Raw genomic sequence first — 24,673 nt, 5'->3', positions numbered from 1 at the left:
GGCATTAGAAGATGGTGAACGGAGCAATAACGATGAATTTCACGTCGCGCTCATCCTGGAAGATGTTGCCGTAACCACCGCCCCAGCTCGGAATGTCTGAATGGTTGTCGTACTGGGTGAAGTGCAGTTTAAACATGGTGCCCTTCGCACGCCCCTCTTGCAGGGTATAGACCGCATCCAGGCTGTAAGAAGATTCTTCGATAGTGCGGTTTTTGTCGTAGTACGCATCCGGATTGATCTGCCAGGTTGATGGCTTGGCATCCCATGCGTAAACGTAGGACGCGCCCACTGCCCAGCCCGGCAAATTCCAGTTCTTCAGGTCATACATTGCGCCGAAGAAGACAGCCTTTTCGCCGTTGGCGTTGAAGTCGGAACGGTTATCCCACCAGATATCCAGGCGACCGTTTGATGAGGCGTAGGTCGGGGTCATACGCTGCAGGAAGTACCCCTGCTGCCCGTCCGCTTTAACCCAGGTCCCTTCCAGACGCAGGTCAACCACTTCCGCCACTTTGTAGCCAAAGGTCAGCGCCTGCAGCCAGGCCGTACCGTCATAAATATCGTTCACGGTGCGATCATCAACTTTGTCGCGCGCGCCGTAGAACTGGTAGCTGGTGGTAAATGGGTTACCGCCTAAATCGAATTTATAGCTGGCTTTTGCAAAGTACTGATCGACGTAGCCTTCAGACTGACCAAATGCGGCTTCCAGCAACAGGTTATTTTTGAAGTCATATTTCGCGCCGATTGAGTGCAGATAATCTACGCTGGTCTTTTTATCAGCCTGATAGAATTTATCGACTTCAGTGTGCCATGGTGCTTTATATTCGTTGGCCCACATATAGGAGAAGCTCAGTGCACCAGCATCACCATAGTCAAAGTTGGCTCCGGCTTCAGCACCCTGATAGGTACCTGGCATAAAGCTCCAGTGCGGAGCCAACAGAGTCTGTCCGGTTGGTTGAATGTAACCAGCGCGCGCCCAGGTTGGGCCGAATTTAAATTTGGCTGCTGCTTTATAAAGGCTAATTCCGCTCTTATCGCCGGAGTAATCTTCATCATAGCCTTTATTTTTTGACGAGAATGCAATTTCGTTTGGATGGCCGCTTTCGCTACTTTCGTTCATTTCAATAGCGGTAAATGCTGCGATATCAATACCAAACATATCAGCCGCATAACCGGACTGGAAGTCGAGGTTAGCGTTCCAGGTGGAGTGAGAAAGGTTGGTTTTGTATTTGTCGTGATCGGTCACATCTTTACGGTCACGCTCACGCTGCCAGTAATAGATGCCGCCGGTTAAGGTTGAGTCATCAATAAATCCTTCGGCGTGTACCTGGGGAGCGACAACGAAACCCGACATTGCTGTGATACCGGCGATAGCCAGCGCCAGCGTACTACGTTTGCCACTAAACGTACGCATATGTTAATCCTCTTTGACGTATAACCCTTCGTTTTTCAAGCTGCATCGGTGTTGGCTTTACTCGGCCTTTGGCCTCGCCCCTTCGGGGACAGCGCACGCGCTGCGTCTCCGCCTTGATGCAACTCGAAATCCATTGGGTATAAAATGCTGCCGACAAAAGCGGACAGCGAAAAAACAAAAATTAAAAAAGTAGCGCTGAGAAAACCTCAGTGACTACAATGAATAGACTATTTTTCGCGACGCGAATTATCAATCTCTTTCTGTAACGAGTATGTAATAGTATGAGCAACCGCACATATTTTCTTGTTTTCTGTTACATTTTGCTTTGGGAGTAAAAAAAGTCACAAAAACAAGAAAAAACACTTTATATACATATAGATATCTTCAATTTTATTATTATATATATAATTCCACCCCTAATAATTGTCTTTGCATTCGCAAAACAAATTAATTCTCGAGCGTCATTAATTCGCTCTGCAAACAGAACGTTTGAACTCCTGAATTCACTCTCCGTCGTTGATGTGACCGTCCTCGGATTTTCCACACAAATACACTCACTTTATAAGGTTTTTATTGACAGCTACCGGGTGTCCCATTATTCAAAGATGCAAGTTATACGTATAAGTTGATAAATAAATGACAAAACGCATCACGCAGAAAGACGTTGCGGCCCTGGCTGGCGTTTCACAGGCAGTGGTATCCGTGGTACTCACCAAAGGAAATCACACCTACCCACAGGAGACAGTGAGCCGGGTTGAGCAAGCGGCCAGGCAGCTGGGATATATACCGAACCGTTTTGCACAAGCGCTGAAAACCAATAAAACCATGTCGATCGCCTGCATCGTGCCGGATATCGCCAACCCTTTTTATGCCTCGCTCGTCCGTGGTGTTCAGTCGGTGACGGATAGGTATCACTACGATGCGATCGTGGCCAGCACCGATGGATTACGGGAAAGAGAGCTGCATTTTTTGCGCTGGTCAGCGCAGGGGCGGGTCGACGCCGTGGTGGGGACATTTTTTAACGTCGGGATGAAAGATTTTGCCCCGTATCTTCAGGCAGGGATCCCGATTGCACGTATTGAAGCCAGGATGAAAAAAAGCGGCCCGCTACCGCTGCATAATGTTTATATCGACAACGCCGCTGCCGCGCGCAGCGCCGTCGAATATCTGCTGGCACAGGGGCACCAAAATATCACGATGATCGCCAGCGCTGGCGGTCCTGAGCCTGCCAGAGTGGAAGGATATCGCCAGGCGATGACCCAGGCCGGCCACCTTCCGCGCATCAAAATTCTGCCAGGTTTTAACGAACAGAGCGGCTATCAGATCGCGATGCAGCTGATTAATGACGGCACGCTCCCGGATGCGATTTTCGCCGCCAACGATTTAATGGCTATCGGCGTGATGCGTGCCGCAAGGGAGAAAGGCATCACGATCCCAGAGCAGCTTGCGGTGATGGGGTTCGATGATATTCCCGCCGCCGGGCTGGTGACCCCTTCCCTGACCACTATCGCCCAGTACCCGGAGCAGCTTGGGCAAAAAGCGGCCGCCCTCCTCCTGACACAAACCGATATCACCGCGCCGCTCCAGGGCAGCACCACAGAAATGCCCTGGGGCCTGGTAAAAAGAGAATCCGCCTGAACGGCTGATAAAACACCACACAAGGATCAAACAGATGGAATTGCCTTCAGATTATGAGTCGCGCGTTTATGCAGGGGTGTTAGGGAAATTAATCGGCGTTTACCTTGGCCGCCCTTTCGAAGGGTGGACCTACGAAAAAATTATGCAGGAGCTGGGGCCGATCCAGTATTACGTCCACGAAAAATTTAAGCGTCCGCTGGTTGTCACCGACGATGATGTCGCCGGAACCTTTACCTTTATCCGCGCCCTGGAAGATTATGCCCTGCCGCCGGATCTGAGCGCGGAACAGATGGGTCACTGCTGGCTTAATTACATCATTGATAAGCGCACCATTCTCTGGTGGGGCGGCAACGGTAATTCGACGGAACACACCGCCTGGCTGAATCTCAAAAAAGGCATTCCGGCTCCGCTAAGCGGAGCCATTGCGACCAACGGGAAAACGATTGCCGAACAGATTGGCGCACAAATCTTTATTGATAGCTGGGCGCTTGTCGCACCGGGACAACCCCGCATGGCGGCAGAACTTGCCAAAAATGCCGCCAGCGTGAGCCATGACGGTGAAGCGGTGTATGCCGCTATGCTCTGGGCGGCGATGGAGTCACAGGCCTTTATTTGCCAGGAGATCGAACAGCTTATTGACGTCGGATTATCCGTGATCCCGGCTGAGTCGCAAATAGCCCAGTTGGTTGGCGATATCCGTCGCTGGCGACGGGAAGATAACGACTGGCAGACGACCCGCCAGCGAATCGACGACAACTATGGCTATCACAAATATCCCAGCAATTGCCACATCATTCCTAATCATGCGCTGATGATTATGGCGATCCTTTACGCGCCGGACGACTTCCAGCAGGCCCAGTGCATTGTCAATACGTCAGGATGGGACACTGACTGCAATGCGGGGAATGTCGGCTGTCTGTCCGGCATTATGCTGGGACTCCAGGGTATTGACGCAGGCCCGGACTGGCGCGGGCCGCTGGCGGACAGAATGCTGATCTCCTCAGCCGACGGGGGGTTCTCGATAAACAACGCCGTGCGGATCACCGATTACCTGGTCGGGCTGGGACACCAGATTGCCGGTCTGCCGCGCCCTGAAGCCAAAAAATCCGGCGCGCAGTACCATTTCTCACTACCAGGCAGCGTGCAGGGTTTCCGCTGCCTTAATGAAGAAAATGCGGCCGCGGTTGAGGTTAAGAATGAGGCGCACCTGGGGTGGCAGATGTTGAGTCTGCACTATCGCCATCTTGCGCCCGGACTTCACGCCAGCGTGACCACGCAAACCTTTACCCCGCCTGAAATCGTGGAAATGCGCAGCTACGATTTAATGGCTACCCCACTTATCTACCCAGGTCAGCGTCTTCAGGCCACCCTGATTGCGCCACCGGATAACACATCCGCGTTAAACGTGCGGCTCTGCTACCGGGTTTATGATGACAACAATCAGCTGACGCCTCAGTACGGCGACGCGCAGATCATAGCCCCGGGTGAATCGCTAACGCTGGCGTTGGATCTCCCGGACTGCCAGGGCCAACCGATCGGCGAGATTGGCGTAACAATCAGCACCGATGCCCGCGTTGCCCGCGGTCGCCTGCTCATCGACAGTATGCGCTGGGACGGCGCACCTGAGCTGACCCTGCGTAAACCCACAGGGGAAACTAATTTTTGGTGGCGAGCCTGGGTAAACGGCGTGGATCTCTTTTCACGCCACTATCCCACCAGCTTTCGCATCTCCAAAGAGTACGACGAGGGATTGATTATTCACGGAACGCGGCAGTGGGATAACTACCGCGTTCAGAGTGACATTACGCTGCATTCAGGGGAGTACGGCGGTCTGGCTTTTCGGGTGCAGGGGATGAGGCGCTATTACGCCGCACGCATCCTGCGCGACGGAAAATTACAGATCGTCCGCGTGCGCGACACCAGCACCAAAGTTCTGGCAGAAGCGGCTTTGTCCGACGTGTACGAGCGCCCTGTGTCGTTCGATATCGCCGTCAACGGGCAGATTATCTCCGCGACCGTTGACGGTAAAACGCTGCGCGTGGAGGACGCTGAACGCGAAGCCTTTATAGATGGCGGGATCGGTTTACTGATTTGTGCAGGTGCGCTGTCGACGGACGCTATCCATATCAGCGCCAGTTGCTAATCAACGGAAATGGACGACAACAAGGGATTAAAAATGAAAATATCAAAAACAATGCTGGCGCTGATGACCGCCGTTTTGCTTTCAGGCTGTGAGGATAAACCGCAGCAGGTGACCATCGAATTTATGCACTCCGCCGTTGAGCAGGAGCGCCAGACCGTCATTGCCGGGATCATCAACCGCTTTCAGCAAGAGAATCCGGATATTATTGTGAAGCAGGTTCCCGTCGAAGAGGATGCCTATAATACCAAAATCATTACCCTTGCCCGCTCAGGATCACTGCCGGAGGTCGTCGAGGTCAGCCATGACTATGCCAAAGTCATGGATAAAGAGCAGCTTATCGACCACAAAGCGGTGAAAACGCTGATCGACAGGCAAGGCGAAAGCGCCTTCTACGACGGCGTGCTGCGCATTGTTCGTACCGAAGACGGAACGGCCTATACCGGCGTGCCGATCAGCGCCTGGCTGCAGGGGGTCTGGTATCGGAAATCGGTACTGGCTAAAGCGGGAATCGACGAACCCAAAAACTGGACGCAGCTGCTGGAGGCGGCGCGCAGGCTGACCGACAGCGCCGGTAAAAAATATGGCATCGCGCTGCCGACGGCTGAAAGCGTCATGAGCGAACAAACCTTCTCTCAGTTCGCACTTTCAAACGGTGCCAATGTGTTCAACGCAAACGGCGACATCACGGTTAACTCAGCGGAAATGCAGGCCTCGCTGAACTATTATCGCGAACTGGCCCGCTATACCATGCCTGGCTCGAACAACGTAACAGAGATCAAAGACGCCTTTATGAACGGCACCGCGCCGATGGCGGTCTATTCGACCTATATCCTGCCAGCGATTTATCAGGATGGTTCACTGGCGGATTTAGGCTTTGTCGTGCCGAGCGAAAAATCACCTGCCGTATTTGGCGTTATCACATCATTAACGCTCACAGCCGGTCAGACTGAGGCAGAAACGAAAGCCGCCGAAAAATTTGTCAGCTTTATGGGACAGGCGCAGAACGCGGCTGACTGGGTATTGATGTCGCCGGGGGCGATGCTGCCGGTGACGAAGGCCGCCGCGCAAAACGTCAGCTGGAAGGACAACCCTGCCGTCAAAGTCTTTGGAACTCTCCCTGAACAGCTGATTGCCCAGTACCCGAATATGCAGGTCTTTGGATCGGTCGGCGAGAAGAACTTTACGCGGATGGGGGATATTACCGGCTCCATGATCCTCAGTGAAATGGTCAATCAGGCGACGGTGGGTAAGCAGGAGACATCGGTGGTGCTGGAACGCAGCCAGCAGCGGGTTCAGGCGTTAATGCAGCATAAGTAAAACAGAAAAATCCGCCTCAAACATCGCGTTGGCGGCGTTTGAGGCAGTGTGACAGCAATTACTCGCCGACTTTAGCCCACGTATCGCGCAGACCTACAGTGCGGTTAAATACCAGCTTGTCAGCCGTTGCATAGCGGCTGTCCAGGCAGAAGTAGCCTTCACGCTCAAACTGGAACGCTTTACCTGCAATCGCAGCCTGCAGTGACGGCTCACCGTAGCCCTGCTTAATGACCAGCGATTCCGGGTTGATAACGGACAGGAAGTCTTCCGCCGCACCTGGGTTTGGCACGCTAAACAGACGATCGTACAAACGGATTTCAATCGGCAGCGCATGGGACGCGCTCACCCAGTGAATAACACCTTTTACTTTACGACCATCAGCCGGATCTTTGCTCAGGGTGTCGGCATCGTAGGTGCAGAAAATGGTGGTGATATTCCCTTCTGCATCTTTCTCTACACGTTCAGCCTTGATCACGTAAGCATTACGCAGACGTACTTCTTTGCCCATCACCAGACGCTTGTACTGCTTGTTCGCTTCTTCGCGGAAGTCTGCGCGATCGATCCAAATTTCACCGCTAAACGGCACTTCACGGCTGCCCATTTCCGGTTTATTCGGATGGTTAGGCATGGTAACCAACTCGCTTTCGCCCTGCGGGTAGTTTTCGATAACCAGTTTCACCGGATCGATAACTGCCATCGCGCGCGGGGCGTTTTCGTTCAGATCTTCGCGAATGCAGGACTCCAGAGAAGCAATCTCAATGGTGTTATCCTGCTTGGTCACGCCAATGCGTTTGCAGAACTCACGAATAGCGGCAGCAGTATAACCACGACGACGCAGGCCAGAAATCGTCGGCATACGCGGATCGTCCCAACCTTCAACGTGCTTGTCGGTCACCAGCAGGTTCAGCTTGCGTTTGGACATCACGGTATATTCCAGATTCAGGCGCGAGAATTCGTACTGGCGCGGGTGAACCGGAATGGTGATGTTGTCCAGCACCCAGTCGTACAAACGACGGTTATCCTGGAACTCCAGCGTACACAGTGAATGCGTAATGCCTTCCAGCGCATCGCTGATGCAGTGGGTAAAATCGTACATCGGGTAGATGCACCACTTGTTGCCGGTCTGGTGGTGTTCGGCGAACTTAATACGGTACAGCACCGGATCGCGCATCACGATAAACGGCGAAGCCATATCGATTTTCGCGCGCAGGCAGGCTTTACCTTCTTCAAAACCACCGGTACGCATTTTTTCGAACAGTGCCAGGTTCTCTTCGACGCTACGATCGCGGAACGGGCTGTTTTTACCCGGCTGCGTCAGAGTGCCGCGGTATTCGCGGATCTCCTCCGCTGACAGTTCATCAACGTACGCCAGGCCTTTATTAATAAGCTCTACCGCATAGGCGTGAAGCTGATCGAAGTAATCCGAAGAGTAGCGAATATCGCCAGTCCAGTGGAAACCTAACCATTCAACGTCGTTTTTAATCGACTCAACGTACTCGATATCTTCTTTAACCGGGTTCGTATCATCAAAACGCAGGTTGCACTGGCCCTGGTAATCTTGCGCAATGCCAAAGTTCAGACAAATGGATTTCGCGTGGCCAATGTGCAGATAGCCATTTGGCTCCGGCGGAAAACGTGTATGGATAGTGGTGTGCTTACCACTGGCCAGATCTTCATCGATGATCTGACGAATAAAGTTACTCGGGCGGGCTTCAGCCTCACTCATCGTGGATTCCTCAAAGCGTAAACAACGTATAACGGAACATGATCTTATAAGCGACGTCAGGAGACAACTATTAGTTGCACAAAAAAGGTGTTTCAACAGGATATATGAGGGTATTTGCTGCAAAAAAAAGCGGCGGAGGAATATCCCCCGCCGCTTAAGGCACTTAACTCACTTTACTCAGGAGCAGTTATTTACCTTTAATCTCATACAGTGGTGTTTGACCAGCAACCACATGACCTTCGGCTTTAATGACCAGAGCACCGAAATCATCGCTGTTGCTGCACACAACCGGGCTAATCATGGAACGTGCGTTGGCGTTCAGGAACTCCAGATCCATTTCCAGAATCGGTTGACCTGCAGTCACTTCCGCACCTTCTTCAACCAGACGCTTAAAGCCTTTACCTTCCAGCGCTACTGTATCGATGCCCATGTGGACCACGATTTCCGCGCCTTTAACGGTTTCCAGGCAGAACGCATGGTTAGTGTTGAAGATTTTCACGATGGTGCCGGCAGCCGGAGCAACCACGATTTTATCCGTTGGCTTCACCGCCACACCGTCGCCTACAGCTTTGCTGGCGAAGGCTTCATCAGGTACCTGCTCCAGCGCAACCACGTCACCGGTAATCGGAGAAACTAAAGTTTCAACGGTTACAGCGTTCGCTACAGCTTGCGGTTTAGCAACCGGAGCCGCTGCTGCTGGCGCACTTTCACCAGACGCTGCAGCCACCGGGCCACGCGCGACAACTTTCTTCATTTCGTCGCCGATAGATTCGGCCTTCGCACCCACGATGACCTGGATAGTTTGCTTGTTCAGCTTAACCACTCCAGAGGCGCCTAAACGTTTACACATCGCATCGTTTACGCGACCGGAGTCGGCAACGGTCAGACGCAGACGAGTGATACAGGCATCAATCGCTTTCAGGTTATCGGTACCGCCAACTGCTGCAATGTAGTTGGTTGCCAGTTGAGCCAGACCTTCTTCAGTGTTGCTGTTCGCTTCTTCAGTAACGATATCGTCTTCTTTATCTTCACGGCCCGGCGTTTTCAGGTTAAACATGCGAATAACCGCGCTGAACAACACAAAGTAAATGACGAAGAACACCAGGCCCATCACGACCAGCATCCAGACGTTCTGACTTGCCGCCGGCAGGTTGTACATCAACACGTAGTCGATAGCACCTGCGGAGAAGGAGAAGCCCGCGTGGATCCCCAGCAGTGTTGCAACGAACAGGCTGATACCCGTTAACAGTGCGTGCAGGAGGTACAGCAATGGCGCCAGGAACATGAACAGGAATTCCAGCGGCTCGGTAACACCGGTCAGGAACGCGGTGATCGCAACGGACAACAGCATACCGCCAACCATCGGACGACGTGCTTTCGGAGCGGCGAAGTACATTGCCAGCGCCGCACCCGGCAGACCAAACATCATGATCGGGAAGAAGCCAGACATGAACATACCCGCAGTGCCGTCACCCGCGTAGAAGCGGTTGATGTCACCGTGGAATACGGTACCTGCAGCGTTAGTGAATTCACCAATCTGGAACCAGGCGATGGTGTTCAGCACCTGATGCAGACCGGTTGGGATCAGCAGACGGTTGATGAAACCAAAGATACCGGAACCCAGCGCGCCAGCGCCCACGATCCACTCACCTCCCGCATGGATGGCGTTCTGCACCGGCGGCCACACGTAGCCGAAGATAGCAGCCAGCACCAGACAGAAGAAGCCAGTGGCGATCGGCACGAAGCGTTTGCCGCCAAAGAAGCTCAGGAAGTCAGGTAGTTTGATACCAGACCAACGGTTATATACCGCACCGCCGACCAGACCAGTGATGATACCTGCCAGCACGCCCATGTTGATGGCCGGGTTAATGGTAACCATTGCTTTGGTCAATATGAAATAACCAACCGCACCCGCCAGCGCTGCAGCACCCGCGCTGTCTTTTGACCAGCTGGAAGCCACACCGATAGCGAAAATTAACGCCAGGTTATCAAAGATGGCCCCACCCGCTTGCGCGATGAAGGGTACGTTAAGTAAATCTGGTTGGCCGAATCGCAGCAGCAGTGCCGCGACTGGCAGCACAGCGATGGGGAGCTGTAACGCCCTACCCAGCCGCTGGAAAAAACCTAAAATATTCATTTTATTCCCCCTACGAGACCCCGATTAGGCTTCTTTGAAGCCATATTTTTATTGTGCGACCATTCCTGACAGCAAGATTCTGGAACAACAATATTAACCATTCATCTACATTCAGAGTGTGTGAAAATTTAATTCGTATCGCAAATTAAATGCGTGTTTTTTGTGATTCCAGTCACCAAATATCGTTATTAACCCTCCCTTCCACTGGCTAACTACGAAAACTTATTTTATCATTCAAAAAATCGAAACGGATTGATCCTTACCGATGCAAAACCAGGTTACGCTTAATACTGCACAGAGACTCAATCCGCCAATTGCTTACATTTACTTTTGAGGTGAAGAATGAGACTGATCCCCCTGAATACCGCTGAACAAGTCGGCAAATGGGCTGCTCGCCATATCGTTAACCGTATTAACGCGTTCAAACCAACGGCTGATCGTCCGTTCGTTTTGGGCCTGCCGACTGGCGGTACTCCGCTGACAGCCTACAAAGCATTGGTTGAAATGCACAAAGCGGGCCAGGTAAGCTTCAAACATGTTGTAACGTTCAATATGGACGAATATGTTGGCCTGCCGAAAGAGCATCCGGAAAGCTACCATAGCTTCATGCATCGCAACTTCTTTGATCACGTTGATATTCCAGCAGAAAACATCAACCTCCTCAATGGTAACGCACCGGATATTGATGCAGAATGCCGTCAGTATGAAGAAAAAATCCGTTCTTACGGTAAAATCCACCTGTTTATGGGCGGCGTAGGCAACGATGGTCACATCGCGTTCAACGAACCAGCCTCTTCTTTGGCTTCCCGTACCCGCATCAAAACGCTGACTCACGACACGCGTGTTGCGAACTCACGCTTCTTTGACGGCGACGTAAGCCAGGTGCCTAAATATGCGCTGACCGTTGGCGTGGGCACCCTGCTGGATGCTGAAGAAGTGATGATCCTGGTACTGGGCCACCAGAAAGCGCAGGCGCTGCAAGCCGCCGTTGAAGGCAACGTTAACCATATGTGGACCATCAGCTGTCTGCAGCTGCATCCGAAAGCCGTTGTGGTCTGCGATGAGCCTTCCACCATGGAACTGAAAGTGAAGACGCTGAAATACTTTAACGAGTTAGAAGCGGAAAATATTAAAGGTCTGTAATTGATGTCTCCGCCCTGTCGATAAGTTGCAGGGCGGCATTTTTTGAAATCGGGGGTCGGAATGTATGCTTTAACCCAGGGCCGGATTTTTACCGGTCACGAAATTCTTGATGACCATGCGATTGTTGTCGCCAATGGCCTGATTGACAGCGTTTGCCCACTGGCTGAGTTACCGTCAGGAATTGAACAGCGCTCACTGAATGGGGCCATTGTTTCCCCCGGTTTTATCGATGTACAGCTAAACGGCTGCGGCGGCGTACAATTTAACGATACGGCAGAAGCCGTGACCGTTGAAACGCTGGAAATCATGCAGAAAGCCAATGAAAAATCTGGCTGCACCAGCTACCTGCCAACGCTTATCACCACCAGCGATGACCTGATGAAACAAGGCGTCCGCGTCATGCGTGAATACCTGGCGAAACACCCGAATCAGGCACTAGGACTTCATCTGGAAGGCCCGTGGCTGAATCTGGTGAAAAAAGGCACCCATAATCCGGGATTTGTCCGTCAACCGGACGCTGCGCTGGTTGATTTCCTGTGCAATAATGCCGATGTGATCACCAAAGTAACGCTGGCGCCAGAAATGGTCCCGGTAGAGGTCATTACCAAACTGGTGAATGCGGGTATTGTGGTTTCTGCGGGTCACTCAAATGCAACGGTAAAAGAAGCAAAAATCGGGTTCCGCGCAGGCATCACCTTTGCGACGCATCTGTTCAACGCGATGCCGTACATTACCGGTCGCGAACCTGGTCTGGCGGGCGCTATTCTTGATGAAGCCGATATCTATTGCGGTATCATCGCCGATGGCCTCCACGTTGATTACGTGAACATTCGTAATGCCAAACGCCTGAAAGGCGACAAGCTGTGCCTGGTCACCGACGCAACCGCACCAGCAGGTGCAAACATTGAACAGTTCATTTTCGCTGGTAAAACAATATACTACCGTAATGGATTGTGCGTTGATGAGAACGGTACACTGAGCGGCTCATCATTAACCATGATTGAAGGCGTACGCAATCTGGTCGAACATGCGAATATCGCTCTCGACGAAGTCTTACGTATGGCAACGCTCTACCCTGCTCGCGCCATTGGCGTCGACAAACAACTCGGCAGCATCGCGCCAGGCAAAGTAGCCAACCTGACTGCGTTCACGCACGACTTTAAAATTATCAAGACCATCGTTAATGGCAACGAGGTCGTTACTGAGTAAGAGAAAGAATGACACCAGGCGGACAAGCTCAAATAGGTAATGTTGATCTCGTAAAACAGCTTAACAGCGCGGCGGTTTATCGCCTGATTGACCAGCATGGGCCAATCTCGCGAATTCAAATTGCCGAGCAAAGCCAGCTTGCCCCCGCCAGCGTAACGAAAATTACGCGTCAATTGATCGAACGCGGGCTGATCAAAGAAGTCGATCAGCAGGCTTCCACCGGGGGCCGCCGCGCTATCTCTATCGTCACTGAAACCCGCAATTTCCACGCGATTGGCGTACGCCTGGGTCGCCACGATACTACGCTCACGCTCTATGATATGAGCAGTAAAGTGGTCGCTGAAGAGCATTATCCTCTCCCGGAGCGCACCCAGGAAACGCTGGAGTATGCGCTGCTCAACACCATTGCCACCTTTATTGAGAACTGCCAGCGGAAAATCCGCGAGCTGGTTGCGATTTCCGTCATTCTGCCAGGCCTTGTTGATCCTGAAAGCGGCGTCATCCGCTATATGCCGCACATTCAGGTCGAAAACTGGGGGCTGGTCGAAGCACTCGAAAAACGCTTTAAGGTCACCTGCTTTGTCGGTCACGATATTCGCAGTCTGGCGCTGGCCGAGCACTATTTCGGGGCAAGCCAGGATTGCGAAGACTCCATTTTGGTGCGTGTTCACCGCGGAACCGGGGCGGGAATCATCTCCAATGGCCGAATTTTTATTGGTCGCAATGGCAACGTGGGTGAGATTGGCCATATTCAGGTAGAGCCGCTGGGTGAGCGCTGTCACTGCGGTAATTTCGGCTGTCTGGAAACAATTGCCGCTAATGCCTCCATTGAACACCGCGTGCAGAACTTATTGAAACAGGGTTATCCAAGCCGACTCACGCTGGATGATTGCGGCATTAAAGCCATCTGTAAGGCGGCTAATAAAGGCGATAACCTGGCATCAGAAGTCATTGAGCACGTTGGTCGCCACCTGGGGAAAACCATCGCCATCGCTATCAACCTGTTTAACCCGCAAAAAATCGTCATTGCGGGCGAAATTACCGAGGCTGATAAAGTGCTGCTGCCTGCTATAGAAAGCTGTATCAACACGCAGGCGTTGAAAGCATTTCGCCACAATTTACCGGTGGTTCGTTCCACGCTGGATCACCGTTCAGCTATTGGCGCCTTTGCGCTGGTGAAGCGTGCGATGCTCAACGGTACATTGCTGCAACGTTTGCTGGAAAGCTAATACCAAGCAGCCTCTGCGTTAGCTGCATCTGCTCACCCCAGTCACTTACTTCAGTAAGCTCCAGGGTTCTCAGACTTGCCGCCTTGATGCAACTCGAATGATTTAGTGTATTTTGTGTATAGTAATGCCTTCTTTTTTTGATGTCGGATTGTCCATGGCCATTAAGAATGTAATTTGTGATATCGACGGCGTGCTGATGCACGACAATGTTGCCGTACCGGGTGCGGCAGAATTTCTGACTGGGATCCTGGAAAAAGGCCTGCCGTTAGTTTTGCTGACTAACTATCCTTCACAGACCGGGCAAGATTTGGCAAACCGCTTCGCCACTGCGGGTGTGAATGTCCCTGATAGCGTCTTTTATACTTCCGCCATGGCTACCGCTGATTTTCTTCGCCGCCAGGAAGGGAAAAAGGCCTACGTGGTAGGTGAAGGTGCGTTAATTCACGAGCTGTATAAAGCCGGGTTTACTATTACTGACGTGAACCCCGATTTTGTGATTGTTGGCGAGACGCGATCCTATAACTGGGACATGATGCATAAAGCAGCATATTTTGTGGCCAATGGCGCGCGTTTCATCGCCACAAACCCGGATACTCACGGACGCGGCTTTTATCCCGCCTGTGGTGCGCTGTGCGCCGGTATCGAAAAAATCTCTGGCCGCAAGCCATTTTATGTGGGCAAACCCAGCCCGTGGATTATTCGCGCGGCGCTCAACAAAATGCAGGCGCATTCGGAAGAGACCGTTATTGTGGGCGATAACCTGCGTACCGATATTCTGGCGGGCTTCCAGGCGGGTCTCGAAACCATCCTGGTATTGTCTGGCGTTTCGACGCTCGACGACATTGACAGCATGCCGTTCAGACCAAGCTGGATTTACCCGTCCGTTGCGGAAATTGATGTGATTTGATGCGTAAGCCGGATAAGACGCCCCCGCGTCATATCCGGCCAGAAGAAACCCTTCCATTTAATAAAACCGCCATAACATTATCGATTCATTAATAAACCCGTCTATTCTGTAATCTTTTTTCACCAATCCACAATGACCATTGCGTTTTTTATTTTCTGACCCGTAATTCACTTGCGCCCTCTCCAGCTTTGCGGCATTTTCTTTATCAAGCAAACATAAAAAGCATCACACAACAGGTTAACGGAGAAGGTTATGTGTTCTATTTTTGGCGTATTCGATATTAAAACTGACGCAGTTGAACTGCGTAAAAAAGCCCTGGAATTGTCTCGTCTGATGCGCCATCGCGGCCCGGACTGGTCGGGTATTTACGCCAGTGATAACGCCATTCTGGCGCACGAACGTCTGTCCATCGTCGACGTCAACGCCGGTGCTCAGCCGCTGTACAACGTGAAGAAAACGCATATCCTGGCGGTTAACGGTGAAATTTATAACCATCAGGCGCTGCGCGCTGAATACGGCGATCGCTATCAGTTCCAGACCGGTTCCGACTGCGAAGTTATCCTTGCGCTGTATCAGGAAAAAGGCCCAGAGTTTCTGGATGACCTGCAAGGCATGTTTGCTTTTGCTCTGTACGACAGCGAGCAGGACGCTTACCTGATCGGTCGCGATCATATCGGGATCATCCCGCTGTATATGGGTTACGACGAGCACGGTAACTTCTACGTTGCGTCTGAAATGAAAGCCCTGGTTCCCGTGTGTCGCACGATCAAAGAATTCCCGGCCGGTAGCTATTTATGGAGTAAAGACGGCGAAATTCGTCAGTACTACCAGCGCGACTGGTTTGAATACGATGCGGTAAAAGACAACGTTACCGATAAAAACGAGTTGCGTCAGGCACTGGAAGATGCAGTGAAAAGCCACCTGATGTCAGATGTTCCTTATGGTGTATTGCTGTCCGGCGGTCTGGATTCATCCGTCATTTCCGCAATCACCAAAAAATACGCCGCGCGTCGTGTTGAAGATCAGGAACGTAGCGAAGCCTGGTGGCCGCAGTTGCACTCCTTCGCCGTAGGCCTGGAAGGCGCACCGGACCTGAAAGCCGCGCAAGAGGTGGCGAACCATCTGGGTACTGTACACCATGAGATCCACTTCACCGTGCAGGAAGGTTTGGATGCTATCCGCGACGTGATTTATCACATCGAAACTTACGATGTTACGACGATTCGCGCCTCGACCCCGATGTACTTAATGTCGCGTAAAATTAAAGCGATGGGCATTAAAATGGTGCTGTCGGGCGAAGGTTCTGACGAAGTATTTGGCGGCTATCTCTATTTCCACAAAGCACCAGATGCAAAAGAGCTGCACGAAGAGACCGTGCGTAAGCTGCAGGCGCTGCATATGTTCGACTGTGCCCGTGCCAACAAAGCTATGTCGGCCTGGGGCGTGGAAGCTCGCGTGCCCTTCCTGGATAAGAAATTCCTTGATGTGGCGATGCGCATCAACCCACAGGACAAAATGTGCGGCAACGGCAAAATGGAAAAACATGTTCTGCGCGAATGTTTTGAGTCCTACCTGCCAGCAAGCGTTGCATGGCGTCAGAAAGAGCAGTTCTCCGATGGTGTCGGTTACAGCTGGATTGATACCCTGAAAGAGGTGGCCGCTGAGCAAGTTTCTGACCAACAACTGGAAACCGCCAGCTTCCGTTTCCCTTACAATACGCCATCTTCTAAAGAAGCGTATTTGTACCGTGAGATTTTCGAAGAGCTGTTCCCGGTTGCGAGCGCTGCGGAATGTGTGCCTGGCGGGCCGTCTGTTGCCTGTTCTTCTGCCAAAGCAATCGAATGGGATGAGGCGTTTAAAACCATGAACGATCCTTCTGGTCGTGCGGTTGGCGTACATCAGTCCGCTTATAAATAAGTTAATCCTTAGAAAAGGGCCCTGCGGGGCTCTTTTTTATGTCTGTTTTCTGTGCAAAAAAACAATTAATAACTAATAATTGCCGAATATTGCGTCATGCTGTTCGCAACCTAACCAAACAGTCACATTCCAGCTATTTTCAATGAAAAAGGGGTTGACGCTTCAAGGCTCAATACGCATAATGCGCCCCGCAACGCCGATAAGGTTACGCGAAAAAAAGATGGCTACGTAGCTCAGCTGGTTAGAGCACATCACTCATAATGATGGGGTCACAGGTTCGAATCCCGTCGTAGCCACCATCTTTTTTGCGGGAGTGGCGAAATTGGTAGACGCACCAGATTTAGGTTCTGGCGCCGCAAGGTGTGCGAGTTCAAGTCTCGCCTCCCGCACCATTCACCCGTAAGCGTTGCACGGATGGGGTATCGCCAAGCGGTAAGGCTCTGGTTTCTGATACCAGCATTCCGAGGTTCGAATCCTCGTACCCCAGCCAATTTCAAAAAGCCGTCCATTCTGTGGATGCACCCGTTGGGGTATCGCCAAGCGGTAAGGCTCTGGTTTCTGATACCAGCATTCCGAGGTTCGAATCCTCGTACCCCAGCCAATTTCAAAAAGCCGTCCATTCTGTGGATGCACCCGTTGGGGTATCGCCAAGCGGTAAGGCTCTGGTTTCTGATACCAGCATTCCGAGGTTCGAATCCTCGTACCCCAGCCATATTAAAAAAGCTCGCTTCGGCGAGCTTTTTGCTTTTCTGCATTTATTATCTGATGGCACTACGCTTACCAGGCCTACAACGTTCTCTGTAGGCCTGTCTGAATTACAATCCTAACGCGTACTTGAGTGCCTGGCGTTTCAACATACCGGCGCGCTCTGCGGCCATTAGCCCAAGATTACGCATGATACGCAGCGGCTGCAGGTTGTTGCTAAATCCTGCGTAGAACAGATCCATGCCGCTTTGCATGATGAAATTGTCAGTCATGCGACGGTTCTGATAGCGCTTCAGCACCGGCTGACTGGCCCAGGACTCACCGTAGCTGCGCGCATTCACCAGCACGTCAATCAGCGCATCCACATCACGGAACCCCAAATTAACGCCCTGCCCCGCCAGCGGATGAATGGTATGCGCGGCGTCACCCACCAGCGCCAGTCCTGGCTGCACATATTGCAGCGCGTGACGGCGCGTTAGCGGGAATGCCCCCGCTGCCACAGGCGTAACGTTACCGAGTCGCGATGGGAAATGTTTGGCGATCTCCGCCTGCAGTTGCGACATATTCAAACCTTGCAACTGACGGATACGCGCCGGTGAGTCGTACCACACCAGCGAGGCCCAGTTATCAAACAGCGGTAAAAATGCGCGCGGACCGTCAGGGGTGAATTGCTGCCAGGTGCTGTCTCCCGGCGAATTCTCGCATTGTACGGTTATCAACATACAGGACTGCGCATATTGCCAGGCATGGATACCAATCCCGGCCATTTTCCGCACCTGAGAATTTGCGCCATCGGCGCCGATGACCAGCTTCGCGCTGATTTTTTCGCCACCAGCCAGCTCAAGCTCATGCCGATCGTTATGTTGATGCAGAGAGATCAGCGACGCAGGCACGCGCAGCGTGACTTTGGGGTGAACGTCCAGAGCCTGCCAGAGCGCCTGTTGCAGGACCGTGTTTTCCACCATATAGCCCAGCAAGGGCAGCTTAAGCTCGGCGGCATCAAACATCACATGGGCATTTTCCCATTCCCACGTTTCCAAACGACGGTAAGGATGGCTGCGCATCCCCTGAACCGTATCCCAGACGCCCAGCCCTTTCAGTAACGACACGGAGGCGGAGCTGATGGCCGAAATTCTGACATCAGGCTGTCCGTCAGCCACAAACGGCGCGGGAACGGCATGCTCAATGACCGTTACCGTAAATCCATGCTGCGCCAGTCCTAGCGCCAGCGCGCCGCCGACCATCCCCCCGCCGACAATGGCAATTTCCGTTGGTTGATTTGTCATGGTCAATTATCCTGTTACATGTATTGTGTAAGTTTACAGGATTTTTTACCCCTTGAGGCTGACATCCGTCATACTGGTCACAACCGCGCCAAAGCAGTACACTATGCGCCCTGCATTTCAGCCACAATTTCGCAAGAGCAAGTCGATGACCAAAAAACTCCATATTAAAACCTGGGGCTGTCAGATGAACGAATACGATTCATCGAAGATGGCCGATCTGCTGGATGCCACCCATGGGTATCAACTGACCGACGTGGCCGAAGAAGCGGATGTGCTGCTGCTGAATACCTGCTCTATCCGTGAGAAGGCTCAGGAAAAAGTCTTCCATCAGTTGGGCCGCTGGAAGCTGTTAAAAGAGAAAAACCCCAAACTGATCATCGGTGTCGGTGGCTGTGTTGCGTCTCAGGAAGGCGACCATATTCGCCAACGCGCGCACTATGTCGATATTATTTTTGGGCCGCAAACCCTGCATCGTCTGCCGGAAATGATCAACAAAGTGCGTGGAAGCACCACCCGTAGCCCGGTGGTTGATATCAGTTTCCCGGAGATCGAAAAATTCGACCGCCTACCGGAACCGCGTGCTGAAGGTCCAAGCGCATTCGTGTCAATCATGGAAGGTTGTAATAAATATTGTACTTACTGCGTGGTGCCATACACCCGCGGTGAGGAAGTAAGCCGTCCGGCGGACGATATCCTGTTTGAAATCGCCCAGCTTGCGGCGCAAGGCGTGCGTGAAGTGAACCTGCTGGGACAAAACGTGAACGCCTGGCGCGGTGAGAACTACGACGGCACGATCGGATCTTTTGCCGATCTGCTGCGGCTGGTCGCGGCGATCGATGGCATTGACCGTATCCGCTTCACCACCAGCCATCCGATCGAATTCACCGATGATATCATTGAAGTGTATCGTGACACGCCAGAACTGGTGAGCTTCCTGCACCTGCCGGTACAGAGCGGTTCAGATCGCGTACTGAACCTGATGGGACGCACCCATACCGCGCTGGAATATAAAGCGATCATCCGCAAACTGCGTGCAGCGCGTCCGGATATCCAGATTAGCTCCGACTTCATCGTTGGCTTCCCAGGCGAAACCACGCAGGATTTCGAGCAGACCATGAAGTTGATTGCAGACGTCAATTTTGACATGAGCTACAGCTTTATCTTCTCTGCGCGTCCAGGCACCCCTGCCGCCGATATGGTTGACGACGTGCCGGAAGAAGAGAAAAAACAGCGCCTGTATATTCTGCAAGAGCGTATTAACCAGCAAGCTATGGCCTGGAGCCGTCGCATGGTCGGCACGACCCAGCGCATTCTGGTTGAAGGCACATCGCGTAAAAGCATCATGGAACTGTCTGGCCGTACCGAAAATAACCGAGTGGTGAACTTTGAAGGCAACCCGGAGATGGTCGGTAAGTTCGTGGATGTAGAAATTACCGATGTCTGGACGAACTCCCTGCGCGGTAAAGTGGTGCGCACCGAAGACGAAATGGGCCTGCGCATCGCTGAATCCCCTGAGTCGGTTATTGCGCGTACCCGCAAAGAAAACGATCTGGGCGTCGGTATTTATCAGCCTTAATCTTCAATGCCCGATGGCGCTACGCTTATCGGGCTTACTCTTCTGGGCTCGCTGCCCCGGCGGGCCTTGTAATCTACCTCATCATCCCCATATTTATCGCAATGCTTGCGCCTTTCCCCCATGGCGTGAATAATTTCCTTAGATGCCGGTAAATGTTCAGCGTCCGGCAAGACATGCAAAAGAGGAACAGTTTGAACATAGACACTCGTGAAATCACCCTTGAACCCGCAGACAATGCCCGCCTGTTGAGCCTTTGCGGCCCATTTGATGACAACATCAAGCAGCTGGAACGTCGCCTCGGCATCGAAATTAACCGCCGTGATAACCACTTTAAGCTGACCGGTCGCCCAATTTGCGTCACCGCGGCGGCAGATATTTTACGTAGCCTGTACGTCGATACTGCCCCAATGCGTGGTCAGACGCAGGACATTGAGCCTGAACAAATTCATCTGGCAATTAAAGAAGCGCGAGTGCTTGAGCAAAGCGCAGACAGCGTGCCGGAATTTGGCAAAGCGGTGAACATCAAAACCAAGCGCGGGGTAATTAAGCCGCGTACGCCGAACCAGGCACAATACATTGCGAATATCCTCGACCACGACATCACCTTTGGCGTTGGCCCTGCGGGTACGGGTAAAACGTATCTTGCGGTTGCCGCTGCGGTTGATGCGCTTGAGCGTCAGGAGATCCGTCGAATTCTGCTGACCCGTCCGGCAGTGGAAGCGGGCGAAAAACTCGGCTTCCTGCCGGGTGACCTCAGCCAGAAAGTCGATCCCTACTTACGACCGCTGTATGACGCACTGTTCGAAATGCTCGGGTTTGAGAAGGTCGAAAAGCTGATTGAGCGTAACGTCATTGAAGTTGCGCCGCTGGCCTACATGCGCGGTCGTACATTAAACGATGCGTTCATCATTCTTGATGAGAGCCAGAACACCACCATCGAACAGATGAAAATGTTCCTGACCCGTATCGGCTTTAACTCCAAAGCGGTTATCACCGGCGATATCACCCAGATTGACCTGCCGCGAAGCACCAAATCCGGTCTGCGTCATGCCATTGAAGTGCTGGCTGAAGTCGACGAAATTAGTTTTAATTTCTTCCATAGCGAAGACGTGGTTCGCCACCCGGTGGTCGCCCGTATCGTCACGGCGTATGAAGCCTGGGAAGAAGCAGAACAGAAACGCAAAGCCGAGCTGGCTGCAGAACGCAAGCGCGAAGCTCAGGAGCAGGAACAAAAATGAGTCAGGTTATTCTCGATTTACAGCTGGCATGTGAAGACGAATCCGGTTTACCAACAGAAAGTCAGTTTCAGGGTTGGCTGGATGCGGTGATCCCACAGTTTCAGGAAGAGTCTGAAGTTACCATTCGTCTGGTCGATGACGCGGAAAGTCACGAGCTGAACCTGACCTATCGCGGGAAAGATAAATCAACCAACGTACTCTCTTTCCCGTTTGAAGCCCCGCCGGGCATTGAAATGCCGCTGCTGGGCGATTTGATCATCTGCCGTCAGGTAGTCGAGAAAGAAGCGCAGGAACAAGGCAAACCGCTTGAGGCCCACTGGGCGCACATGGTGGTGCACGGTAGCCTGCATTTACTCGGTTACGACCATATCGAAGACGATGAAGCGGAAGAGATGGAATCCCTCGAAACAGAGATTATGCTTGCTCTGGGCTATGAGGATCCGTACATTGCCGAGAAAGAATAAGCATTTCGAAATCTTGTAAGCCTGATAAGGCGCAGCCGCCATCAGGTATTGCGCCTTATCCGGCTTACCTGGTTTGAAGTACGATGAAGAGACATGCCGTCAACAGCTGAATATACGCATGACGAGCTTTGTATTAACTAACATGAGAACCCATACGACGCCATGAGCGACGACAATTCACACAGTAGTGACACCTTAAACAGCAAAAAGGGATTTTTCTCCCTGTTACTGAGCCAACTTTTCCACGGTGAACCAAAAAACCGCGACGAACTGTTGGAGCTGATCCGTGATTCCGGGCAAAACGACCTTATCGATGAAGATACGCGCGATATGCTCGAAGGGGTGATGGATATTGCGGACCAACGCGTGCGCGACATCATGATCCCTCGCTCTCAGATGATTACCCTGAAACGCAACCAGACCCTGGACGAATGTCTCGATGTCATTATCGAGTCTGCCCACTCGCGTTTCCCGGTGATCAGCGAAGACAAAGATCACATTGAAGGGATTCTGATGGCCAAAGATCTGCTGCCGTTTATGCGCAGCGATGCCGAAGCCTTCAGCATGGAGAAAGTGTTACGCCAGGCGGTTGTCGTACCTGAAAGCAAGCGAGTTGACCGCATGCTGAAAGAGTTCCGCTCCCAGCGTTATCATATGGCTATCGTCATCGACGAATTCGGCGGTGTCTCAGGTCTGGTGACCATTGAGGACATCCTTGAACTGATCGTGGGTGAAATTGAAGATGAGTACGACGAAGAAGACGATATCGATTTCCGTCAGCTCAGTCGCCACACCTGGACCATTCGCGCTCTGGCGCCGATCGAAGACTTCAACGACGCTTTCGGTACCCATTTTAGCGACGAAGAAGTAGATACCATCGGCGGGCTGGTCATGCAGGCCTTTGGTCATCTGCCCGCGCGCGGGGAGACTATCGACATTGATGGTTACCAGTTCAAAGTGGCAATGGCCGACAGCCGTCGTATTATTCAGGTTCATGTCAGAATTCCGGACGACTCACCCCAGCCCAAACTGGACGAATAAACCCGAAACTGGATCTAAGACTACATGGCATTTGCCCCATTAATTGAACGCCAGCGCATTCGCCTGCTGCTGGCGTTATTATTCGGTGCCTGCGGGACGCTGGCTTTCTCTCCGTATGACATCTGGCCCGCTGCGATCGTTTCGCTGATGGGCCTGCAGGCTCTTACCTTCAATCGCCGCCCGCTCCAGTCTGCCGCAATCGGCTACTTTTGGGGATTGGGGCTGTTTGGCTCCGGCATCAACTGGGTTTACGTCAGCATCGCGCAATTTGGCGGTATGCCGGGCCCCATTAATGTGTTCCTCGTGGTTCTGCTTGCCGCATACCTTTCCCTCTACACCGGCCTGTTTGCCGGCGTGTTGGCGCGTCTGTGGCCGAAAACCACCTGGATACGCGTGGCGATTGCCGCGCCGGTCGTCTGGCAAATAACCGAATTCCTGCGCGGCTGGGTACTGACCGGCTTCCCGTGGCTACAGTTCGGCTACAGTCAGATCGACGGTCCGTTAAAAGGGCTGGCTCCGGTGATGGGCGTTGAGGCGATTAACTTCCTGCTGATGGTGGTTAGCGGCCTGCTGGCGCTGGCGCTGGTGACGCGTAACTGGAAGCCGCTGATTGCCGCGCTAGTGCTCTTTGCTCTGCCCTTTCCGCTGCGCTATATCCAGTGGTACACGCTTGAGCCGGAAAAAACCACTCAGGTCTCGATGGTGCAAGGTGACATTCCGCAGTCGCTCAAATGGGATGAAGGTCAGTTACTCAACACCCTGAAGATTTATCTCGACGCCACCCAGCCTGAGATGGGCAAATCACAGCTGATCATCTGGCCAGAATCCGCTATTCCGGACCTGGAAATTAATCAGCAGCGTTTTCTGAGCATGATGGATGACCTGCTGAGATCGAAAAACAGCACGCTGATTACCGGTATCGTTGACGCACGTCTGAACAAGCAGAATCGTTACGACACCTACAACACCATCATCACGCTGGGTAAAGACAGCCCGTACAGTTACGACTCCAGCAACCGCTACAACAAAAACCATCTGGTACCGTTTGGCGAGTTCGTCCCGCTGGAATCGATCCTGCGCCCGTTAGCGCCGTTCTTTGACCTGCCAATGTCGTCTTTCAGCCGTGGGCCTTATGTGCAGCCACAGCTGCATGCGCACGGCTTTAAGCTGACGGCTGCCATCTGCTATGAAATCATTCTTGGCGAACAGGTACGGGATAATTTCCGCCCGGATACGGACTACCTGCTGACGATTTCCAACGATGCATGGTTTGGTAAATCCATCGGCCCGTGGCAGCACTTCCAGATGGCGCGTATGCGTTCCCTCGAGCTGGCGCGCCCTCTGCTGCGTAGCACCAACAACGGTATTACGGCGGTGATTGGTCCACAGGGTGAGATTCAGGCGATGATCCCGCAGTTTACCCGCCAGGTCCTGACCACCAGCGTGACGCCAACGACGGGCTTAACCCCTTATGCCCGTACCGGTAACTGGCCGCTCTGGCTGCTTACCGCGCTGTTTGGCTTTGGTGCGGTGGTAATGAGCCTGCGCCAACGTCGTAAGTAACCTTCCTTTCCCGGCCGGATAAC

At 52.6% G+C, this 24,673-nt stretch carries 17 protein-coding genes and 5 tRNA genes; 18 read left to right on the top strand and 4 right to left on the bottom strand.

Annotated elements, in window-relative coordinates; genetic code table 11:
- Window positions 1-4: 4 nt before the first annotated feature.
- The gene (gene chiP / locus WC7_RS18615) at window positions 5-1,411 is read right to left on the bottom strand and encodes a chitoporin ChiP (protein WP_016152254.1); all 1,407 of its coding nucleotides are present in this window, start codon (window positions 1,409-1,411) and stop codon (window positions 5-7) included.
- 636 nt (window positions 1,412-2,047) lie between these two features.
- On the opposite strand from chiP, the gene WC7_RS18620 reads away from it, so the two are divergent.
- From WC7_RS18620 to WC7_RS18630, 3 genes are read left to right on the top strand one after another with little or no spacing between them, the layout of a single operon-like run.
- A complete protein-coding gene (locus WC7_RS18620; protein WP_016152253.1) occupies window positions 2,048-3,049 on the top strand; it encodes a LacI family DNA-binding transcriptional regulator in 1,002 nt (333 codons plus the stop codon).
- A 34-nt stretch (window positions 3,050-3,083) separates the two neighbouring features.
- Window positions 3,084-5,192: an ADP-ribosylglycohydrolase family protein gene (locus tag WC7_RS18625; RefSeq protein WP_016152252.1), complete on the top strand. Its 2,109-nt coding sequence runs from the start codon at window positions 3,084-3,086 to the stop codon at window positions 5,190-5,192.
- A gap of 33 nt (window positions 5,193-5,225) precedes the next feature.
- Entirely contained in the window at window positions 5,226-6,509 is a 1,284-nt protein-coding gene (locus tag WC7_RS18630; RefSeq protein WP_016152251.1) for an ABC transporter substrate-binding protein, read from the top strand.
- Window positions 6,510-6,567: 58 nt separating this feature from the next.
- On the opposite strand, the gene glnS is transcribed toward WC7_RS18630, so the two are convergent.
- A complete protein-coding gene (gene glnS, locus WC7_RS18635) occupies window positions 6,568-8,235 on the bottom strand; it encodes a glutamine--tRNA ligase (RefSeq protein WP_016152250.1) in 1,668 nt (555 codons plus the stop codon).
- A 187-nt stretch (window positions 8,236-8,422) separates the two neighbouring features.
- Window positions 8,423-10,372 carry a PTS N-acetyl glucosamine transporter subunit IIABC gene (gene nagE, locus WC7_RS18640; RefSeq protein ID WP_016152249.1) on the bottom strand — a complete coding sequence of 650 codons (1,950 nt, stop codon included), beginning with the start codon at window positions 10,370-10,372 and terminating at the stop codon, window positions 8,423-8,425.
- A 342-nt stretch (window positions 10,373-10,714) separates the two neighbouring features.
- Between nagE and nagB the strand changes: the two genes are divergently transcribed.
- The 10 genes from nagB to WC7_RS18690 all read left to right on the top strand — a co-directional run bounded on the left by nagB (window position 10,715) and on the right by WC7_RS18690 (window position 17,489).
- Window positions 10,715-11,515 (top strand): glucosamine-6-phosphate deaminase, encoded by an 801-nt coding sequence (gene nagB, locus WC7_RS18645; RefSeq protein WP_003022803.1) that lies wholly within the window; start codon window positions 10,715-10,717, stop codon window positions 11,513-11,515.
- 60 nt (window positions 11,516-11,575) lie between these two features.
- Window positions 11,576-12,724 (top strand): N-acetylglucosamine-6-phosphate deacetylase, encoded by a 1,149-nt coding sequence (gene nagA / locus WC7_RS18650; RefSeq protein ID WP_032931096.1) that lies wholly within the window; start codon window positions 11,576-11,578, stop codon window positions 12,722-12,724.
- A gap of 8 nt (window positions 12,725-12,732) precedes the next feature.
- Window positions 12,733-13,953 (top strand): DNA-binding transcriptional regulator NagC, encoded by a 1,221-nt coding sequence (locus WC7_RS18655; protein WP_016152247.1) that lies wholly within the window; start codon window positions 12,733-12,735, stop codon window positions 13,951-13,953.
- A 154-nt stretch (window positions 13,954-14,107) separates the two neighbouring features.
- Window positions 14,108-14,860: a ribonucleotide monophosphatase NagD gene (gene nagD / locus WC7_RS18660; RefSeq protein WP_005121413.1), complete on the top strand. Its 753-nt coding sequence runs from the start codon at window positions 14,108-14,110 to the stop codon at window positions 14,858-14,860.
- Window positions 14,861-15,112: 252 nt separating this feature from the next.
- The gene (asnB, locus tag WC7_RS18665; protein WP_003835552.1) at window positions 15,113-16,777 is read left to right on the top strand and encodes an asparagine synthase B; all 1,665 of its coding nucleotides are present in this window, start codon (window positions 15,113-15,115) and stop codon (window positions 16,775-16,777) included.
- 222 nt (window positions 16,778-16,999) lie between these two features.
- Window positions 17,000-17,076 (top strand) — tRNA-Met (locus tag WC7_RS18670).
- A gap of 8 nt (window positions 17,077-17,084) precedes the next feature.
- Window positions 17,085-17,169 (top strand) — tRNA-Leu (locus WC7_RS18675).
- A gap of 23 nt (window positions 17,170-17,192) precedes the next feature.
- A tRNA-Gln gene (locus tag WC7_RS18680) sits at window positions 17,193-17,267 on the top strand.
- Window positions 17,268-17,303: 36 nt separating this feature from the next.
- A tRNA-Gln gene (locus WC7_RS18685) sits at window positions 17,304-17,378 on the top strand.
- Between the two features lie 36 nt (window positions 17,379-17,414).
- Window positions 17,415-17,489, top strand: a tRNA-Gln gene (locus tag WC7_RS18690).
- A gap of 103 nt (window positions 17,490-17,592) precedes the next feature.
- On the opposite strand, the gene ubiF is transcribed toward WC7_RS18690, so the two are convergent.
- Window positions 17,593-18,768, bottom strand: a complete 1,176-nt coding sequence (gene ubiF, locus WC7_RS18695; protein ID WP_016152246.1) for a 3-demethoxyubiquinol 3-hydroxylase — start codon at window positions 18,766-18,768, stop codon at window positions 17,593-17,595.
- Window positions 18,769-18,913: 145 nt separating this feature from the next.
- On the opposite strand from ubiF, the gene miaB reads away from it, so the two are divergent.
- The 5 genes from miaB (at window position 18,914) to lnt (ending at window position 24,650) form a co-directional block, all read left to right on the top strand.
- The gene (gene miaB / locus WC7_RS18700; RefSeq protein WP_016152245.1) at window positions 18,914-20,344 is read left to right on the top strand and encodes a tRNA (N6-isopentenyl adenosine(37)-C2)-methylthiotransferase MiaB; all 1,431 of its coding nucleotides are present in this window, start codon (window positions 18,914-18,916) and stop codon (window positions 20,342-20,344) included.
- Between the two features lie 191 nt (window positions 20,345-20,535).
- On the top strand, window positions 20,536-21,582 hold the full coding sequence (locus WC7_RS18705; RefSeq protein WP_019076268.1) for a PhoH family protein: 1,047 nt from the start codon (window positions 20,536-20,538) through the stop codon (window positions 21,580-21,582).
- Window positions 21,579-22,046 (top strand): rRNA maturation RNase YbeY, encoded by a 468-nt coding sequence (ybeY, locus tag WC7_RS18710; protein WP_003835559.1) that lies wholly within the window; start codon window positions 21,579-21,581, stop codon window positions 22,044-22,046. Before WC7_RS18705 ends, ybeY begins: the two co-directional genes overlap by 4 nt.
- Window positions 22,047-22,208: 162 nt before the next feature.
- Window positions 22,209-23,087 (top strand): CNNM family magnesium/cobalt transport protein CorC, encoded by an 879-nt coding sequence (gene corC / locus WC7_RS18715; protein WP_005121418.1) that lies wholly within the window; start codon window positions 22,209-22,211, stop codon window positions 23,085-23,087.
- Between the two features lie 24 nt (window positions 23,088-23,111).
- Window positions 23,112-24,650 (top strand): apolipoprotein N-acyltransferase, encoded by a 1,539-nt coding sequence (lnt, locus tag WC7_RS18720; RefSeq protein ID WP_016152243.1) that lies wholly within the window; start codon window positions 23,112-23,114, stop codon window positions 24,648-24,650.
- The last annotated feature ends 23 nt before the right edge of the window (window positions 24,651-24,673 follow it).

The sequence above is a fragment of the Citrobacter sp. KTE151 genome (genome assembly GCF_000398845.1).
Classification (GTDB): domain Bacteria; phylum Pseudomonadota; class Gammaproteobacteria; order Enterobacterales; family Enterobacteriaceae; genus Citrobacter; species Citrobacter braakii.
Note: the sequence above shows the minus strand (reverse complement) of the source record. Positions and strands in the feature narration are given on the sequence as shown.

What these genes read in the sequence shown, in the direction of transcription:
- chiP (WP_016152254.1), bottom strand. Translation starts at nt 1,411, where the DNA reads ATGCGTACGTTTAGTGGCAAACGTAGTACGCTGGCGCTGGCTATCGCC.
- WC7_RS18620 (WP_016152253.1), top strand. Translation starts at nt 2,048, where the DNA reads ATGACAAAACGCATCACGCAGAAAGACGTTGCGGCCCTGGCTGGCGTT.
- WC7_RS18625 (WP_016152252.1), top strand. Translation starts at nt 3,084, where the DNA reads ATGGAATTGCCTTCAGATTATGAGTCGCGCGTTTATGCAGGGGTGTTA.
- WC7_RS18630 (WP_016152251.1), top strand. Translation starts at nt 5,226, where the DNA reads ATGAAAATATCAAAAACAATGCTGGCGCTGATGACCGCCGTTTTGCTT.
- glnS (WP_016152250.1), bottom strand. Translation starts at nt 8,235, where the DNA reads ATGAGTGAGGCTGAAGCCCGCCCGAGTAACTTTATTCGTCAGATCATC.
- nagE (WP_016152249.1), bottom strand. Translation starts at nt 10,372, where the DNA reads ATGAATATTTTAGGTTTTTTCCAGCGGCTGGGTAGGGCGTTACAGCTC.
- nagB (WP_003022803.1), top strand. Translation starts at nt 10,715, where the DNA reads ATGAGACTGATCCCCCTGAATACCGCTGAACAAGTCGGCAAATGGGCT.
- nagA (WP_032931096.1), top strand. Translation starts at nt 11,576, where the DNA reads ATGTATGCTTTAACCCAGGGCCGGATTTTTACCGGTCACGAAATTCTT.
- WC7_RS18655 (WP_016152247.1), top strand. Translation starts at nt 12,733, where the DNA reads ATGACACCAGGCGGACAAGCTCAAATAGGTAATGTTGATCTCGTAAAA.
- nagD (WP_005121413.1), top strand. Translation starts at nt 14,108, where the DNA reads ATGGCCATTAAGAATGTAATTTGTGATATCGACGGCGTGCTGATGCAC.
- asnB (WP_003835552.1), top strand. Translation starts at nt 15,113, where the DNA reads ATGTGTTCTATTTTTGGCGTATTCGATATTAAAACTGACGCAGTTGAA.
- ubiF (WP_016152246.1), bottom strand. Translation starts at nt 18,768, where the DNA reads ATGACAAATCAACCAACGGAAATTGCCATTGTCGGCGGGGGGATGGTC.
- miaB (WP_016152245.1), top strand. Translation starts at nt 18,914, where the DNA reads ATGACCAAAAAACTCCATATTAAAACCTGGGGCTGTCAGATGAACGAA.
- ybeY (WP_003835559.1), top strand. Translation starts at nt 21,579, where the DNA reads ATGAGTCAGGTTATTCTCGATTTACAGCTGGCATGTGAAGACGAATCC.
- corC (WP_005121418.1), top strand. Translation starts at nt 22,209, where the DNA reads ATGAGCGACGACAATTCACACAGTAGTGACACCTTAAACAGCAAAAAG.
- lnt (WP_016152243.1), top strand. Translation starts at nt 23,112, where the DNA reads ATGGCATTTGCCCCATTAATTGAACGCCAGCGCATTCGCCTGCTGCTG.